Origin of the sequence: Psychrobacter sp. JB385 (assembly GCF_900163785.1) — a bacterium.
In the GTDB taxonomy this organism is placed as follows: Bacteria; Pseudomonadota; Gammaproteobacteria; order Pseudomonadales; family Moraxellaceae; genus Psychrobacter.
Genome location: NZ_FUKN01000013.1, coordinates 838,938 through 856,512 on the forward strand (window position 1 = coordinate 838,938; position 17,575 = coordinate 856,512).

17 protein-coding genes are annotated in these 17,575 nt (G+C 43.0%); 5 read left to right on the top strand and 12 right to left on the bottom strand.

Annotated features, from left to right (window positions below):
• Positions 1–19 precede the first annotated feature (19 nt).
• From CZ794_RS10730 to ppiC, 8 genes are all read right to left on the bottom strand, one after another.
• Positions 20–556: an ankyrin repeat domain-containing protein gene (locus tag CZ794_RS10730; RefSeq protein WP_087041568.1), complete on the bottom strand. Its 537-nt coding sequence runs from the start codon at positions 554–556 to the stop codon at positions 20–22.
• Between the two features lie 147 nt (positions 557–703).
• Positions 704–1,756, bottom strand: coding sequence for a dipeptidase (locus tag CZ794_RS10735; protein ID WP_087041569.1), 1,053 nt, complete (start codon positions 1,754–1,756; stop codon positions 704–706).
• Positions 1,756–2,913, bottom strand: a complete 1,158-nt coding sequence (gene pqqE, locus CZ794_RS10740; RefSeq protein WP_087041570.1) for a pyrroloquinoline quinone biosynthesis protein PqqE — start codon at positions 2,911–2,913, stop codon at positions 1,756–1,758. The genes CZ794_RS10735 and pqqE overlap by 1 nt, the downstream gene beginning before the upstream one ends.
• Entirely contained in the window at positions 2,910–3,194 is a 285-nt protein-coding gene (gene pqqD / locus CZ794_RS10745; RefSeq protein ID WP_087041571.1) for a pyrroloquinoline quinone biosynthesis peptide chaperone PqqD, read from the bottom strand. Before pqqD ends, pqqE begins: the two co-directional genes overlap by 4 nt.
• Positions 3,191–3,949, bottom strand: a complete 759-nt coding sequence (gene pqqC / locus CZ794_RS10750) for a pyrroloquinoline-quinone synthase PqqC (protein WP_087041572.1) — start codon at positions 3,947–3,949, stop codon at positions 3,191–3,193. The genes pqqD and pqqC overlap by 4 nt, the downstream gene beginning before the upstream one ends.
• Before the next feature lie 30 nt (positions 3,950–3,979).
• On the bottom strand, positions 3,980–4,891 hold the full coding sequence (gene pqqB / locus CZ794_RS10755; RefSeq protein WP_087041573.1) for a pyrroloquinoline quinone biosynthesis protein PqqB: 912 nt from the start codon (positions 4,889–4,891) through the stop codon (positions 3,980–3,982).
• A 79-nt stretch (positions 4,892–4,970) separates the two neighbouring features.
• The gene (gene pqqA, locus CZ794_RS14005) at positions 4,971–5,045 is read right to left on the bottom strand and encodes a pyrroloquinoline quinone precursor peptide PqqA (protein WP_075107140.1); all 75 of its coding nucleotides are present in this window, start codon (positions 5,043–5,045) and stop codon (positions 4,971–4,973) included.
• 179 nt (positions 5,046–5,224) lie between these two features.
• Entirely contained in the window at positions 5,225–5,503 is a 279-nt protein-coding gene (gene ppiC / locus CZ794_RS10765; protein WP_087041575.1) for a peptidylprolyl isomerase PpiC, read from the bottom strand.
• Positions 5,504–6,007: 504 nt separating this feature from the next.
• On the opposite strand from ppiC, the gene CZ794_RS10770 reads away from it, so the two are divergent.
• The gene (locus CZ794_RS10770; protein WP_087041576.1) at positions 6,008–6,649 is read left to right on the top strand and encodes a hypothetical protein; all 642 of its coding nucleotides are present in this window, start codon (positions 6,008–6,010) and stop codon (positions 6,647–6,649) included.
• 204 nt (positions 6,650–6,853) lie between these two features.
• Positions 6,854–7,942, top strand: a complete 1,089-nt coding sequence (locus CZ794_RS10775) for a hypothetical protein (protein ID WP_087041577.1) — start codon at positions 6,854–6,856, stop codon at positions 7,940–7,942.
• A 285-nt stretch (positions 7,943–8,227) separates the two neighbouring features.
• Here CZ794_RS10775 and CZ794_RS10780 read toward each other — a convergent pair whose 3' ends face one another.
• The 4 genes from CZ794_RS10780 to CZ794_RS10795 all read right to left on the bottom strand — a co-directional run bounded on the left by CZ794_RS10780 (position 8,228) and on the right by CZ794_RS10795 (position 13,486).
• Entirely contained in the window at positions 8,228–9,322 is a 1,095-nt protein-coding gene (locus tag CZ794_RS10780) for an NADH:flavin oxidoreductase/NADH oxidase (protein WP_087041578.1), read from the bottom strand.
• A gap of 475 nt (positions 9,323–9,797) precedes the next feature.
• Complete coding sequence (locus tag CZ794_RS10785) at positions 9,798–10,643, bottom strand: IclR family transcriptional regulator (RefSeq protein WP_087041579.1); 846 nt, start codon at positions 10,641–10,643, stop codon at positions 9,798–9,800.
• 269 nt (positions 10,644–10,912) lie between these two features.
• Positions 10,913–12,181, bottom strand: coding sequence for an MFS transporter (locus CZ794_RS10790; protein ID WP_087041580.1), 1,269 nt, complete (start codon positions 12,179–12,181; stop codon positions 10,913–10,915).
• A gap of 150 nt (positions 12,182–12,331) precedes the next feature.
• The gene (locus tag CZ794_RS10795; RefSeq protein ID WP_087041581.1) at positions 12,332–13,486 is read right to left on the bottom strand and encodes an acyl-CoA dehydrogenase family protein; all 1,155 of its coding nucleotides are present in this window, start codon (positions 13,484–13,486) and stop codon (positions 12,332–12,334) included.
• 293 nt (positions 13,487–13,779) lie between these two features.
• Between CZ794_RS10795 and CZ794_RS10800 the strand changes: the two genes are divergently transcribed.
• The 3 genes from CZ794_RS10800 to CZ794_RS10810 all read left to right on the top strand — a co-directional run bounded on the left by CZ794_RS10800 (position 13,780) and on the right by CZ794_RS10810 (position 17,528).
• Positions 13,780–14,556, top strand: a complete 777-nt coding sequence (locus CZ794_RS10800; protein ID WP_087041582.1) for an enoyl-CoA hydratase — start codon at positions 13,780–13,782, stop codon at positions 14,554–14,556.
• A gap of 76 nt (positions 14,557–14,632) precedes the next feature.
• Positions 14,633–16,249: a 3-hydroxyacyl-CoA dehydrogenase gene (locus CZ794_RS10805; RefSeq protein ID WP_087041583.1), complete on the top strand. Its 1,617-nt coding sequence runs from the start codon at positions 14,633–14,635 to the stop codon at positions 16,247–16,249.
• Positions 16,250–16,325: 76 nt separating this feature from the next.
• A complete protein-coding gene (locus CZ794_RS10810; protein WP_087041584.1) occupies positions 16,326–17,528 on the top strand; it encodes a 3-oxoadipyl-CoA thiolase in 1,203 nt (400 codons plus the stop codon).
• Positions 17,529–17,575 lie beyond the last annotated feature (47 nt).

Here is a 17,575-nt window from a genome sequence, read left to right on the forward strand (position 1 = left end):
ATTTCTTGAGTCTGACTTTCTATTTGTTGGCGTGTCTCTGCATCATATCAACTACTGGTAAGAGTTTCTTATTCGTTAAGCTGTGCTCCTTAACACCTTCTAAAATAGTTTCGTAACCATTATGAAAATGAATGTCACCACCTTTATTGAGCATCAGCTGTAGCAAGTCAAGTTCCTCTGGCTGTCCGTTGATATAAGCTAAAGGAATAATATTCTTTAGATTTGCTGCGTTCGGGTTAGCGCCAGCTTCAAGTAAAGCCATAGCAGCACCTACATTTTCCTTACGCATTGCATAATGTAGAGGAGTCATGCAATAGCAGTCCTGAGCATTGACATCAACACCTTTATCAATAAGGTATTCGATACTTTCACGCGGTGGCATTTCTTGATTGAAATCTATTAAAGTAGAATGTAGCCAATTCCATTTTTCTGATTCAGTTGTTCTATCAAAACTACATGCACCAGAATCAACGAGCTCGTCAATTTTATTAAAATCAGCTTCATCAAGTGCTTCTAAAAACTCAATTGCTTGCTCTGTTCGTCTCTCTATACCCATAGTTCAGTACTCACTTAGATCTTAATTCTGAGGACAAGGTAGCAGTAAAATGCAATAACTTTATCAGTAAAAAAGCTATGAAATCTTAGACTTGTAAACACGAAAATGATAACGGTGGTTATTTTTTATAAAAACAATATTAAGCCATCACTGCCATATCTTACCCAACACCCTAAACCAATTTTTTGACGTGACTTTTTCAATAAGCGCATCAGAGAAGTGGCGTTGTTGCATCCGATCAATCAGCTTAGCGATTTGACTGATATCAGACAATTCATCAGGCAATAAGCAACCATCAAAATCAGAGCCAAAGCCAACGTGATCTTCGCCTAGATGGTCTATCAGATAAGCAAGGTGATCGACGATCACATCAAGGGAGGTCTGCGCATCTCGCTGCCCATCCGCACGCAGAAACGCCACATCGAAGTTCACCCCAACCATACCACTGCTTTGTTTGATGCCAGCCAGCTGTCGATCGGTTAGGTTTCTTGCTTGCGGACATAGAGCATGGGCATTGGAGTGGGTTGCGACAATCGGCTGATTCGCAATCTCTAACGTATCCCAAAACGCACGCTCATTCATATGGGACACGTCAATCAGCATGTGCTTATCACAGCAAGTTAAAATAAGGTCTTTGCCTTCGGGGCTTAGACCAGAGCCTGTGTCTGGAGAGTGCGGAAAAGACGCATTTAAACCATCACCGAATAGACTTTTTCTATTCCACAGTGGGCCGATACTTCTGAGTCCTGCTTCATAAAATACATCCAGCAACTCAGGCTCAATAGCCAAAAACTCAGCGCCTTCAAGATGCAAAACGATAGCCAATTGATGGTTCTGCTGACAGGCTTTGATTTGTGCCACAGATGTACAGATATGAACCTGACCGTCTGATCGCGCCTGCAATTGCTGGGAAAGTTCTAATTGCGCACAGCAAATATCAACGACTTCTTGCGCAGTGAAGTCTGAGTTTGATGAGTTAGCTAGTTTGTCAGGATGATTGTTTTTTACATAAGCATAGGGCGGTAAGAAAATAGAGAATAATCCGCCTATCCAACCTGCTTGTCGGCAGCGCTTTAAATCTAAATGTCCTGGGAGCGTGCCATAAATAAAATCATGCACAGGGTCGTCAGCCGAGCTTAGCCACAGGCGGGTCAATAGATCATTATGACCATCAAAAATTACAGGCTGATTATTCATCATTAATCCGTGACCGTACGCGTGGGAATCAGTTGCTCTTGACTTATACTTAATAGTTTAGAATTTTTAGGGTTCCTAAAGCGTAGCTCTTCAAACGGAGTTGGCGTCTCGCTATTGATACGTGCTTCCTCGATCAGGTAGTGATAAGGTGATTTGCCACATACTGGATCGGCGTTTTTTGCATCGCCCGTCAGCATAAACGCTTGGCAACGGCAGCCACCATAATCGCGTTCTTTATCGGGGCAGCTTTGGCACATATCAGGCATCCACTCATCACCGCGAAACTGATTAAAGCTTGCAGAGTCATACCAAATATCTTTAAGTGGTGTTTGGCGTACATTAGGAAATTCTATAGGCATCTGTCTTGCGGCATGGCAAGGTAGGGCAGTACCATCGGGTGCGACGGTCAAGAAAATCTTACCCCAACCATCCATACAAGGTTTTGGACGTTCTTCGTAGTAATCAGGCACCACAAAGATCAGTTTGCATTTGATACCGCGATCTTCAATTTTTTTGCGGTATTCATTGGTGATGCGCTCGGCTCTGACCACTTGCTCTTTGGTCGGAAGTAAACCTTCAATGTTTTCAAACGCCCAACCGTAAAACTGGCAAATAGCCAGCTCAACCGTATCTGCTTCAAGCTCTAAGCACAACTCGATAATCTGATCGATCTGATCGATGTTTTGGCGATGAATCACAAAGTTGAGCACCATCGGATAGTCATACTGCTTGACCAGACGTGACATCTCATACTTTTGTTCAAAGGCATGTTTGGAACCAGCTAAGAGGTTATTTACTGTGGGGTCGCTGGCTTGGAAGCTGATTTGGATATGCTGCAATCCTGCGTCTTTTAAACTGGCAATGCGTGCTTCAGTCAGTCCCATACCTGAGGTGATGAGGTTGGTATAAAAGCCTTGCTTGTGGGCATAAGCAACCAGCTCTTCCAAATCTTGGCGAACGAGTGGCTCACCGCCCGAAAACCCAAGCTGCACCGCGCCCATTTGCCGCGCTTGGTCAAACACAGCAAACCACTCCCCAGTTGTCAGCTCTTCTTTATACTGAGCATAATCAATGGGGTTGGAGCAATATGGACACTGTAATGGGCAGCGATAAGTCAGCTCCGCCAGTAGCCATAATGGTAGTCCTACTGGCGCAGTCATACTAAATCGATCCAATGTTCACGCTGGGCGACAAGCATGTATTCGATAATGTCTTGCTCGATTTCGGGAATATCACCAAATATCGCTTTTACCTTTTGGATGATATCCGCAATGGAGGCTTGACCATCGATATGCTGACCAATGATGCTAGCGCTGTCATTAAGTTTGATCATACCTTCAGGGTAAAGCAACACATAAGCATTTTGGGCTGGCTCAAATTGAAAGCGATAACCATGACGCCATATAGGTACGATAGAATGATCTAACTCAGGTATACTCATTTGAACAATCCTTTATGCCAGACTTTATCCGTCGTTACGCTTTGGTAGGGCGCTTGGTCATGCACATAAGCCAAGCTCAACGCATCCAAAATCGTCCATAAAATATCAAGCTTGAACTGTAAGATTTCAAGCATACGCTCTTGTTGTTCAACCGTTTTGAATGAGTCGAGCGTAATGGTCAGACCATGCTCAACATCGCGGCGAGCTTGACTCAAACGTGAGCGGAAGTAGGTATAGCCTTCTTCTTTGATCCAAGGATAATGTTTGGGCCAAGACTCTAAGCGAGACTGATGAATCTGCGGAGCAAACAGCTCAGTCAGTGAGCTACTGGCGGCTTCTCGCCATGAGGTGCGACGCGCAAAATTCACATAAGCGTCAACGGCAAACCGCACACCTGGTAAAACCAACTCTTCAGAAATCACTTGCTCACGCGTCAAACCAACCGCTTCAGCCAGACTGAGCCACGCCTCGCGGCCACCACCATCAGGATACACACCATCTTGATCAATCATGCGCTGGATCCACTCTTGACGCACCCGCTGATCGGGACAGTTCGCCATGATGGCTGCGTCTTTTAGTGGAATATTGATTTGATAGTAAAATCGGTTGGCAACCCACGCTTGAATTTGCTGCTGCGTTGCCTGTCCTTCATGCATCATGATATGAAAGGGATGATAAATATGATAATACTGACCTTTTGCCAAAATCGCTTGTTCAAACGCTTCTGTGCTCAGTGCTGTTTTTTCTTCTTGCATCGCTTTTACCTTAATATTTCGGTCTTCACCTTACAACTCAATCTGCATGCCATCAAAAGCCACTTCAACCCCATGCTGTTTTAGTTGGGCTTTTTGTTCAGACTTTTCGTTCAGTATTGGATTGGTGTTGTTGATATGGATCAATATCTTGCGTGAATTGGTGAGTTGATCTAAATAATGGAGTGAGCCATCTTCGCCACTGATGTGCAAATGCCCCATGTCTTGACCGGTTTTTGTACCGACGCCGCACTCTTGCATCTCATTATCAGTCCATAGCGTGCCATCAATCATCACGCAATCAGATGCTTTCATGATTTGCATGACGTCATCGTCAATTTTGCCCAAACCTGGGGCATAGAACAACTGCTTTTGTGTTTTTAAATCTTTCACAATCAAAGCAATATTGTCGCCATCGTGTGGATCATTGCGATGCGGAGAATAAGGGGGTGCTGAACTTCTGATAACCAATGGCGTGAGCTCTAAATTGCTGTAGCCGTCAATTTGAAAGCTCTTTTTTGGATCGATTTGATTGTATTGTAGGCCGCCGTTCCAATGCTTTAGCATCGTAAACAGCGGAAAGCCTGTGCTGAGGTCTTGATGCACCATGTCTGTACACCATATCCGAATCGGGCATCCTTCACGTAGGGTCAATAGGCCTGTGGTATGGTCAAGTTGACTGTCCATCAATACCACATCGGTAATTCCTGTGTCTCTCAAGTGACGAGCTGGTTGAGCCGCTTTAAAGTCAAATAACTGCTGGCGAATATCAGGTGAGGCATTGAATAGTATCCAATCCACGCCATTTTCTGATATGGCGATTGACGATTGGGTACGCGTCTGTGCGTCAATAGTGCCAAGGCGTACGCCATGACAGTTGTCGCAATTGCAATTCCACTGCGGAAAACCGCCACCAGCTGCTGAGCCTAAAACATGAATATACATAAATCAATTTTTCCAAATTTCTAAAAAAATAAAAGCCCTAATTATCTAGGGCTTTTAATGTACTGAGTTCTAGTAAATCTTAACGTGCTTCAAAATACATAGTGATTTCGAAACCGATACGGATGTCTTGAAAAGCGGGTTTAGTCCACTGCATGGGATGTCTCCGAAAAATTATTATGGGATCATCATTAAGATGAATGAAAGTAACCATCTATAAAGTAACTATATATCAATGGTATTATAAGCCGACCCTCAATGTCAATTTGTTAAAAATTATGTTTGAAGGGTTTTGGTAACAAAGACTGACGATAGTGAACGCTCTGACTCTAATGCTTAGGTTCTATAAAGCACTTTAACCACATGCCAGCCAAATTTGGTCTTCACTAAGTGCGGGGTCAGTATCTCACCGCTGAAGCAAACTTTATCAAATGCGGGTACCATTTGACCTTTTGTAAACTCGCCTAAGTTGCCGCCTTGTTTACCTGATGGGCAGGTGGAATGTTTTTTAGCCAGCACATCGAACTGAGCACCTTTTTTGAGCTTGGCAAGGATGTCATCAGCCTGTTCTTTGTGTTTTACTAAAATGTGTAATGCGCTAGCGGTACGAGCCATGATGGAGACCTTTCATAAAATATCGATTATCAAGGCATTATATCATGGCTTATCTTAGTTGCTAACCTCGCTTGGATACGCTATCAAATGGTAAGTGAGAATATAATTCTAACTAAGATAGCTAAAAATAGCTTTCACATGTATTAAGAAATCTTAGTATGAATAGCGGCCTAAACTGAAACCACAAGTTAATTTTTCGGGTAATAAGCAGCCGACAAGGGAATTTCTTGAAAAAATGCATCATCAAGCGCATGAGCTATGCTTTATCGCGAACTCAGTGAAAACTGAGGTGGTGACGGAGATTGTGGTTTAATATGGGAGATTCTATTGGCTTATTATGTGTATAAGATTAGACAAAAATATGCTAATTTTATACGTGTTAGCTTCTACACTTAGTTATTTGACAAAATAGTTATGGCGCTGGCTTTGAATTAAGCTAACCCACGAAAAGCGGAGGTCAACACCGTGTGGGAGTCATTATGTCTAAATGGCAAAAGGAGTTGTATGGTGGATTTAGAGTTAGATCACATTTTTATACTTACCGATAAACCAAAAGAGGCGGGTGATCTTTTAGTTTCTATGGGGCTAGAAGAAAGTTTTAGTCGGGATCATAAGGGGCAGGGTACTTCCAATCGTCGATTTGCGTTTTCTAATGGAATGCTCGAAATATTATATTTACGTGATAGTGAAGAGTCTAATAATGGTCCAGCTAAAAATTTGAGGCTTCCTGCACGGATACAAAAAGAAAATGCATCGCCCTTTGGAATAGTTCTGACTCGAACTAACGATTCAAAACTAGGAATGCCGTTTAGTGGTTGGAAATATCAACCAGATTATTTTGAGCCACCCAATGCATTCCATGTTGGAGATAATTCTGAGATATTAGAAGAGCCTTTGTGTATTTATGTGCCTTTTGTTGGTACAGTTAGCAGAATTGAAGAGATAGGAACATTTAAGTCTATTAGTAACGTTCAAGTATCTGTTCCGCTAGGGAACATGTCAGATACGCTACGTACATTACAATCGGCTGATAGACTTGAAATTGAGCTTGGTAGTGAGCACATGGTAACACTTACGCTTGACAATGAGCGTAGTAGATTATCTAAAGACTTACGACCAGTTTTGCCATTAATCATTAATTGGTAGGCACCGAAATATAACAAGTGGTTACTATGGGCTGCAATACGATTTGCGCTCTAAAGCCCAAGAACCAAGCGCTAGGTGAATCAAAACGGAGTTGATATATGTTGGAAATTAGACCTATTCACTTCGTTCAAAATGATAACACATGCCTTTTGCAGATTAACCCGGCGTTATGTGCCTTTCAGTCAATTATAAGGTTAGTAACAAATGAAAAATGTCATTAGTGACGATAAAATCAGAGACTTCCGAGATTTAATAAATTCTAACTCAAACTTTGTATATCAAATCTATAAGAATAAAGGTGGTAAGAACCTCTTTAACCTAGTCTGTTCTTGTCTAGACTGGATTACAGTATCAGTTCGACATTTAGAAAATGCACCTGAGCTTGATAAAAATATAGATACAAAATCTATGCAGGTCTATTCTTTGATATCTTCGATTGACCTCATATCTGAATCAATCAAACAACTGCACAGAGTCTTTGTAAATGAAAATAATATACCATTTTTAGGTGAGAAAAAGTGTTTTAATGAGCGACTGTTTTCTAATGAAGATGATAACGAATATTTCAAAACTATAAGAGCTTGCTTTGGTGCTCATCCTGTAAATCTAAATCAATCGAAATCAAAGCGCTTTGCTAGTTGGCCTTTTGAGAGTCATATCAATAGCAGCGATTTATGTGTCCATTTATACAGTAGAGATATAAATGAAGAAGATCTATTGTTAAACGTGAATATAAATGAGTTATTAAAATTTCTCGTTATTCGATATGACTACTTAGATGTTATTTCAGACAGGATAGAAAGTTTATTCAGCAAATATCGGAAAGACCTTTCAGATCAAATGATTGAAACGAAATCTGATCCGCTTGAACAGCTCTATATTCTTAGAAATGAGTCTAAAAAACGCTTAGACAACGATTATTATAATCGTGAAATTGATGATCTAATTATGATTTTCGAAGCAGAAGTTACTGATCCTGAACTTGTGCAAATAGCTGATAATTACAAAGAGTCTCTCTTACCTCTGATTGAAGAAATTAAGAGTAATCTTCAAGTGATGAACATCGTTGATTTAGAAAATGACTCTATAGTTAGAGTTCGCTCAAACCTTGGCGGGCAGTTAAACTATGAGCTATCAAAGTTCTATAGTTGGGTGTACGGTGATAGAGACGATCCACTACTGAGCTACTACTTTGAACGATTTAATGAAGTTACAAAAGGTAAGTTTAATTTCACTAGTTGTGATGAAATTAACCTGACGTTTCTTAAAGCAAAGTTGATGTTAGCCGAATAGAATACAAAATCAGGAAGGTTTATTCTTATAACCACAAATGGATTAAATTCATTAGTGAATCCATTAACTCTTTAAACCACAGATTGACTTGTTTTCGTTCAATACTAGCACTGAGCTGACTGTCAACACTTGAACGATATGAATCTTTACTTCTCTTTTAATTGTGCCAAACAGCATAACCTCGCGTTTTAAACACTTCTACGCCGAAAAGCACTCATTAATAGCTCTATTCATAACAGCAAGGCTCAATCGGTCATAACCCATTGAGCCTTACTATCTATACACTTACTCTATCGGAGACGGCTTACCATGTGGGCTTGAGCGTAGATATTGTTTAGGCGCTTTGACTTTTGCGCCAAGCTTTGCAGCAGCGTGCCAAGGCCAGTGCGGGTCGTATAGCATGCCTCGTGCCAATGCAACTGCATCCGCTTGCTGCTTGGTGATGATACTTTGCGCTTGCTCGGCTTCGGTGATTAATCCCACTGCAATGACGGGTATATTGACCGCTTCTTTTATCGCGGTTGCAAAAGGCACTTGGTAGTTAGCTTCCACAGGAATTTGCTGTTCTGGACTCAGTCCTGCGGTGCTCACATGGATATAATCACAGCCTAACGCCTCTAGTGCTTTAGCCAGTTCGATCGTTTGTGTAAGATCCCAGCCGCCCTCCACCCAATCGGTTGCAGACACACGCACACCCACGGGCTTTTCACTTGGAAATTCAGTTCGAACCGCTGTAAACACGTCAAGCAGCAAGCGCATTCTATTCTCAAGATTGCCGCCGTATTGATCATCACGGTTATTAGAAAGCGGGGATAAAAACTGATGTAATAGATAGCCGTGCGCCCCATGAAGCTCAATCAAGTCAAGACCCAGCGCATCTGCGCGTTTTGCCGCATGGACAAAATCACTTATTAACTCGTCAATATCATTTTGAGTCATTGCTGTAGGCACGGTAGAATTTTCATCATATGCAAGCGCTGACGGTGCCACCGTTTGCCAACCATTTACCTTATCAGGGGCAATCGAACCGCCGCCGTCCCATGGTTTTTCGGTTGACGCTTTACGCCCAGCATGCGCAAGTTGTACACCTATCGGCATAGGGCTGTACTGTCTGATAGCGGTGAGTGTTTTATCCAGTGCCGCTTGCGTCCGGTCATCCCATAATCCCAAGTCCGCATAGCTGATACGTCCTTGTGGGTTGACCGCAGTCGCTTCTAAGATAAGTAGTCCTGCGCCGCTCAAACTCATTTGGCCCAAATGAATCGTATGCCAATCGCTTGCCGCGCCATCATTGGCGGAGTACTGGCACATAGGGGCGATTATAATACGGTTGTCTAATGTGAGTTGCCCAAGTGTCAAAGGCGAAAAAAGTTGGCTCATGGTGAATCCTTAAAAAACGCGCCTATAGGCACGGAAAATAAAATACAAAAGCGATATGAATTATTTATGGTCGATGCTCTTTAAAAGAGACGTGAGACTGGGATGAGTGCTGCGCAGTCTTTGTATGAACAGCGTGCAATAAAAATCTATACCCGTCTCACATTATGATGAACGTATCAATTTTATTGAGAACTGACTATGTGTGATTACCGCTTGGATAGTTGATGGGGATGACTGGTTATTTTTATAGGGCGCATTTAACGGCAGGTTGTTAGATTTAGACTCAGGTCGTTTAAAAATTGTTAGTAGGTATTTCTTCGTATGATGTTTCACTACTTGGTTTTTACTACAATGCTTTTGCAAGGTATAGAACGGCTAGAGAGCCGCTATCTTGGCTTAAGTGGATTGTCGATTAAGAATTATCGATTTGCTATGAATAAAGTGTAGATGAGCAAGGTGAAGACAACCTCAAAAATCAGCTAATGTACAGATTGTCTTCAATGCTATTTTTCATATGTAGCAGGCGAGGGGCGATGTCTTCTTCTAATTTATCACGACTAAGGACGAAGCTTGGTGCGCCGCAGTTAAAGGTCAATAGGCCTTCAGTCGGATGCATCAATGCTGTGGCAACCGCGTTAACGTCTTTTTGCCATTCACTGATAGAAAAACAATAGCCATAATCGTCATAATCTTTAAAAGCTTTATCCAGCCCGCGTCTGATTTTTAACCAATCGTCTTTATGCTTCGTACGAATGGCATCCAGTATGAATTCTTGCTCCGCTTGCGGCATGCTGGCTAGGCAAGCTCTTCCCATTGAGCTTAAATGAATCGGTAAATACGAGCCAACATTGCGTCGCATGGTTGTGGTGCTAGATCCTTGCACGACATTGAGATACACCATCGTTAGGCGATCACGAGTAGCCATAGCCACGGCACTATTAGCATAGTCTGCCAACTCCTCCATAAAGGGGGTGACCAAATTATTGATAGAGATATTGACCATCATGGTATAGCCAAATCCCAACACGCCTACAGAAAGTTGATACTTGCTACTATTTGGAGATTGTTTTAGATAACCTAACTTGACTAAGGTATAAGTGAGACGCGTGATGGTTCCTTTCGGAAGCCCTGTTAATTGACTTAACTCTTGGTTTCCTAAGAAAGGACGTTGCGGGGTAAAACAACGTAGCAGCTCAAGTCCTCGGGCTAAAGCAGTGATGAACTGTCTATCGCTTTGATCTCTCATCTCTGCAATGGGCTCTAGCAACTCAATATGCGTCGTATGATTAGCGCCTTCGTCTGTAGGATTTTTAGTGGTCATATATTCTTATTTAGTCTCAATTAAGTGAAGGTAAGTACAAGGGTACATACTACTTGTAAGGCTATTTGTATCGTCAGATTAACATAAAAGCGAATAGAATATGATTGGGTAAAATTTTTCGTAGCCTCTGTCGGCCTAGGCACAGCAAGCCAGAAAAATTTTACCAGTCACGTATTATAATATTGTGTGTTCCTTACTTATTAACATGCATTCAAATTTTTACTACAGCTATTATAATCTATTTCGCTATGCGGTACATACTTGGACGACTATTGTGCTTTTTGTGGATCATATTGCTGTTCTTTGATAAACAAGGTTGGGATAAGACCACATAAGAAGTACGCGCCTGCCATCAACAATAAGCCTGCGCCGATAGAGTTGTGCATGGCCATATAACCAATGGCGACAGGGGCAATCACTGAGCCGAGTCGTCCAATATTGAAAGCCCCGCCAATCGCCGTTCCGCGAATAGCGGTGGGGAAGCTCTCGGTCAAGTAAGTGGCATTAATGGCATAAGGAATACCATATAAGAAACCAAAGGTGATCATCAGCCAGCCGATGTTTTCTGGCGTGTGCATATAGACCAAAATAGGGATAAATAAGGCGGTGCCCATGGTACCAAAGGCAAACACGATTTTGCGACCGATTTTATCAGCGACAAGGCCTGCGACGACTTTAGCAAACATCATGGTCAAATACGTACCCGCCATGTAAAGTGCCATCTCTTTAAATTTTATACCAAGCTCGGTTTCTAAATAAGAAGGTAGCCAGTTACTGACCCCAAAATAACCAAAGAGTAATAATCCTGAGCTCATCGACCATAAGATAAACATCAAGCGATGTTTTGGATTTTCGAATATGGCTTTATACGGGTTTTCAGGTTTTTGAAGTGAGTTTTTGAGTCCGTTAAGCTTAAGTGCGCGCGCCGCTTTCCAAGACTGCGGCTCAGGAATCAAAAAATACATAGAGATTGAGAGAAGAATAGGGATAAAGGTTAAGAGATATAAGGTGCGCCAGCCATAGGCAGGAATGATCCAAGCGGAGATGCTCGTGATCACTAAAGACCCTAAGGTGAAACCGGTCATTAGTGCAGCAAGCACGGTCGTTCGATGTTTAGTCGGCACCATCTCAGACATCAAGGTATTGGTTGCGATATACAAACTACCAAGACCCAAGCAGGCGACGAACCGTAAAGCCACAAACTGCTCATAGCTCTGCACAAATCCGCTAAAACCAGACAAGATAGAAAACATTGCTGTTGCAATCACAATAATACGCACGCGACCAAAACGATCACAGGCCCAGCCGCCAAACACGCCGCCGATGGCCATACCAAATAAAGACCAACTGCCAAGCGCGCCCGCTTGAACATTGGTCAGCCCAAACTCCTCTTTCAGACTTGAGAGGGTAAAGGCAAGAATACCAATATCGGCACCATCACATAACAAGACTAAAAAACAAAAAAAGAATGCCAATTTCCAAGGTTGCTTTTGTGCAGCAACCAAGTCTGGATTTGAAGTTATAGCAGCACTTTTCACAATATATATCCTTATTGTTGTGAGAGTAAAACACTATAGTGACGTGGCTAACATGACTGAGGTATCTGCGTCCTAGCAAATACCTCAATACGTTTTGATAGAGTTAATGCCTGCTGATAGTCAAACCAATGGCATTGAAATAGATGAGTATTACTCGCTCACTTCTTTGATCATATTGCGTGCAATGATGATTTGCTGAATCTGAGTCGTCCCTTCATATAAGCGGTATAAACGCACATCACGATAAAAACGCTCAATACCATAATCAGCGATATAGCCTGCGCCGCCATGAATTTGAACGGCTCTATCCGCGACGCGGCCACACATTTCGGTAGCAAACATCTTGGCACATGAGGATTCGGTCACGACATCTTTGCCTTCATCACGCAGACGAGAGGCATCTAATACCATAGATTTGGCGGCATAAATCTCTGCCTTTGAATCGGCAAGCATCGCTTGAATGAGCTGAAAATTGGCAATGGATTGGCCAAACTGTTTGCGATCTACCGCGTAATGTAGCGCGTCATTTAACATACGTGTAGCAGCGCCTGTACTGGCAGCTGCAATATGTAAGCGACCTTTATCCAGCACTTTCATGGCCGTTTTAAAGCCTACGCCCTCGACACCGCCGATCAATGCACTGGCAGGAACGACGCAGTTATCAAAGGTCACATCACAAGTGTGCGCGCCTTTTTGTCCCATTTTTTTATCAATTTTGCCAAGTGTGATACCTGGCGTGTCACTCTCAACGATAAATGCTGAGATGCCGCCAGAACGTTTGTTTTGCGGATCCGTACGCGCCATCACGGTAAATACCCCAGCTTGAGGCGCATTGGTTATATAGCGCTTGGTACCATTAAGTACGTAATTGTCACCATCTTTGATGGCAGTGGTTCGAAGTGATGCAGCATCCGAGCCTGACTCTGGTTCGGTCAAGCAAAAAGAGCCAATAATCTCACCGCTGGCAAGTTTTGGCAGATATTTTTGTTTTTGTTCTTCGGTACCGTCAATCACAAGACCAGACGAGCCAATACCATTGTTCGTACCTATCAATGAGCGAAAGGCAGGTGAGGTGCGCCCCAACTCAAAAGCCACAATGACTTCCTCTTCCATCGTTAAACCAAGGCCACCGTAGGCTTCAGGAATCGTTAATCCAAACAAACCCAATTCACGCATTTGCTCAATGATGTCTTCTGGTAGTCGATCGTTTTCTGCTACCCAGTCCTCTTTTGGTATCAGCTGATCGGTGACAAACTGGCGGACGGTTTGGACGATATGGTCGAGTACTTCCTTATCTCTAATCATGGATTTCTTCCTTGTTGAAACAATGGCTAAGCTTGCCTAATGGGGGTGTTACGATTCATTCGAATAAACAGCATAATAGATAGTTTAGTAAATTACAACGATTTTGGTTCAAAAAACCGCAATGCGGTATTTAATGATACTGGAATATAGTAGCATGATGATTTTCTTTTGATTATATCCATGTTTATCGCTTCACAAATCAAAATAAAAAGTATATATTGGAATTAAATATCGCTATGCGGTATTTATTATTTTAAAGGAATTGTTTACAAAGGTTTAAAGGGAAAAATGTCATGGAAGAGCAAATAATTTTGACTGAGCAGCAAACGAACGGCGTTTGCGTGATAACGCTCAATCGACCCAAAGTTCGTAATGCGTTAAATACTGAACTACGTCAAAAACTGGCAGATATCTTTATCCAGCTCAATGATGATCCACAGACTAAAGTCATTGTGCTAACTGGTGGTGATAAGGTATTCGCAGCTGGCGCTGATGTTAATGATTTTTTGACGGCAAAAACCGTCGATGTATATCTACGTCATAGTGAGCGTTATTGGGATGCGATTACCAATTGTCGCAAGCCAATTATTGCTGCGGTCAATGGTTATGCGCTTGGCGGCGGCTGTGAGCTGGCTATGCACGCTGACATCATTGTCGCTGGCAAGTCTGCTAAATTTGGTCAACCAGAGATCAAAATTGGGCTGATGCCAGGAGCTGGGGGCACGCAGCGATTGTTTCGCGTGATTGGCAAGCATAAAGCCATGAAGCTGATACTAACAGGCGATATGATCAGCGCTGAGGCCGCGGATCAAATGGGATTGGTTTCTGAAGTGGTAGACGATGAAACCACCATCAAGCGTGCCATTGAAATTGCTGAAAAATTGGCCAGTTACTCGCCCATTGCATTGATGCAAATCAAAGAAGTGGCCAATCTTGGTGTGGATATGCCACTACAGGCTGCATTGGCTTTGGAGCGTAAAGCCTTTCAGATTTTGTTTGATACTGAAGATCAAAAAGAGGGTGTGAAAGCCTTTTTGGAAAAACGTGACGCCAATTATAAAGGTCAGTAGCGTGTGGTTTGCTAAGGATAAGCAGACCAATTTTTTGAAAATAAAATTATTCAACAAGATCATATAAAGGACGACTATGACCGCCAATACAACAAATATCAAATCATTGGCCATCATCGGCACAGGTGTCATGGGCATGGGTATCGCCCAAATTGCTGCCCAAGCAGGTATTCAGGTGCTTTTGTTCGATGCCAAAACGGGCGCTGCTGCACAAGGGCGTCAATCTCTTCAAACCATGCTCGAAAAACTAACGGCGAAAGGTAAGTTCACTGACGCGCAGCTTCAATCTGCTCTAGAAAACTTGATAGTGATTGACAATATAGCCAACATATCTACAGTAGATGTCGTTGTTGAAGCCATTGTTGAAAACCTAGAAATCAAACAACAGCTTTTTAAACAATTAGAAAGCATTGTGCCTGCCGAGACGATTTTGGCAACCAACACTTCCTCATTAGCCGTGACCGCGATTGCTGCCAATTGTGTGCATCCAGAACGTGTGGCTGGATTTCACTTTTTTAACCCAGTGCCGCTCATGAAAATTGTTGAAGTGATTCCGGGACTTTCTACTCATCCATCCGTCGTCGAGACATTGACTGCATTAGCAACGCGCATGGGACATTTAGGGGTGGTGGCAAAAGACACGCCAGGCTTTATTGTCAATCATGGTGGTAGAGCTTACGGTACAGAGGCCTTAAAAATATTGGGAGAAGGGGTTGCCAGTTTTGAGGATATTGATCGCATTTTGCGTGAAGGGGCTGGCTTTCGGATGGGGCCGTTCGAGCTACTCGATCTGACGGGTATCGACGTCTCTCACCCCGTGATGGAATCGATTTATACCCAGTTTTATCATGAAGATCGTTACCGTCCCCATCCCTTAACCCGTCAGATGCTGATAGGAAAAAAGCTCGGTCGTAAAGTTGGTGAAGGCTTTTATCAATATACAGAAAATAAAAAACAAGAGGGTCAAAAAGTCACAGAAACTGCATCTAAACAGCCATCGCTTGAGGTGTCAGCATCTAATGCAGCCATTACCTCAGTTTGGATTGGCGCTGACGTAGTAGAGGATAAGCAGCAGCTGATTGACTATTTGAATGCTAACAATATCAACATCGACAATGGCGATAAGCCACAATCTGACAGTCTGGTATTACTGGCAATGTATGGCGAGGACACAACCAATGCTGCTATGCGCTATCACGTGAATCCCAAACAAGCGGTTGCCATCGATATGCTGACTGACTTGTCAATGCATCGTACGTTGATGCCAAGTATCGTCACCCAAGATAAGTTTGTGGCACAAGCCTATGCTTTATTTGGTAAACATCCAGACAAAACCATCAGTGATAATGAAAAGTCAATACAGGCTACGGTTGGTGTCACACTCATCAATGAAAGCACAGGCTTTGTGGCGCAGCGAGTCATCGCAATGGTGGTTAATTTAGGCTGTGATATTGCACTGCAAGGTATCGCCTCTCCTGACGATATTGATAATGCGGTTAAGCTGGGACTTGGGTATCCCTACGGCCCTATCTCATGGGGAGATAAGCTTGGTGCTGAGCGGATATTACTCATTTTAGAGCGTATTTATGGATTAACGGGCGATCCGCGCTACCGTTCTAGCCCATGGTTACAGCGCCGTGCCACCTTAGGTATCTCATTATTTACTCAGCAGCAGCATGGTTCATGCCAATGATCTAGCGTACAAAAATGTAGTGACGAAACGATGTGTTTTATTCAAATACATTCTAAAACAACAACAAGGAACAGTTATGTTAGATGCTTATATTTATGATGGATTAAGAAGCCCGTTTGGTCGGCATGGTGGCGCTTTAGCAACGGTTCGTCCTGACGACTTGATTGCCACGGTGATAAAGAATTTGGTGGAAAAGCATCAACTACCTAACGATATTTTTGATGAAGTATTGATCGGTAATACCAATCAAGCAGGCGAAGACTCACGCAACATTGCCCGTAATGCTGCGCTGCTAGCAGGGTTAGATGTAAAAACACCAGGTCAAACCGTCAATCGCCTGTGCGCTTCAGGATTGTCAACCGTCATTGATGCAGCGCGTAGCATTACTTGCAATGAGGGCGATATATTTTTGGCAGGCGGTGTTGAGTCAATGACCCGTGCGCCTTTTGTCTTTGCTAAGACCGAGCAGCCTTTTAGTCGTGAATGTAAAGTATTCGACACCACTATCGGCAGCCGGTTCCCTAATCCTCTCATCGAAGAGCAGTTTGGCAACGATAGCATGCCGCAAACAGGTGATAATGTGGCGCGTAAATATGATATCAGTCGTGAAGCTGCGGATAAATTTGCAGCCGCTTCGCAAGCTAAATACCAAGCTGCCAAACATGCTGGGTTCTTCGACGATGAAATAACACCAATTATGGTATCGCAAGGCAAAAAACTCCCTGAAAAAGCGATAACGGAAGATGAACATCCACGTGCCAGCTCTACGGTTGAAGCATTACAGAAGTTAAAACCGCTGAATAAAGAAGGTGTCGTCACCGCAGGCAATGCGTCAGGCATCAATGATGGCGCCGCTGCATTAATTATCGGCTCAAAACAGGCAGAAGAAAAGTTAGGCTTCAAGCCTATTGCCAAGATTCTTGCGTCTGGTGCCATGGGTGTTGAGCCAAATATTATGGGCGTAGGCCCTATTGAAGCTATTAAGCTTGCGTTAAAACGGGCTGATTTAACCCTTGATGACATGGCAATCATTGAGATTAATGAAGCATTTGCCTCACAAGTACTGGGCTGTCTCAAAGGTTTAGATATTGATTTTGATGACAAGCGCGTCAACCCCAATGGCGGAGCAATTGCTGTTGGGCATCCGCTTGGGGCGTCAGGAGCAAGAATTGCATTAAGCACCGCGCGCGAGCTACAGCGTACTGGTGGCAAGTATGCAGTAGTCAGCTTATGTATTGGTATTGGGCAAGGACTTGCCATGGTGATAGAACGGGTATAAATCTTCTACGCTACCTTTATTACTACGGTTCTCGCCACATTATTTTA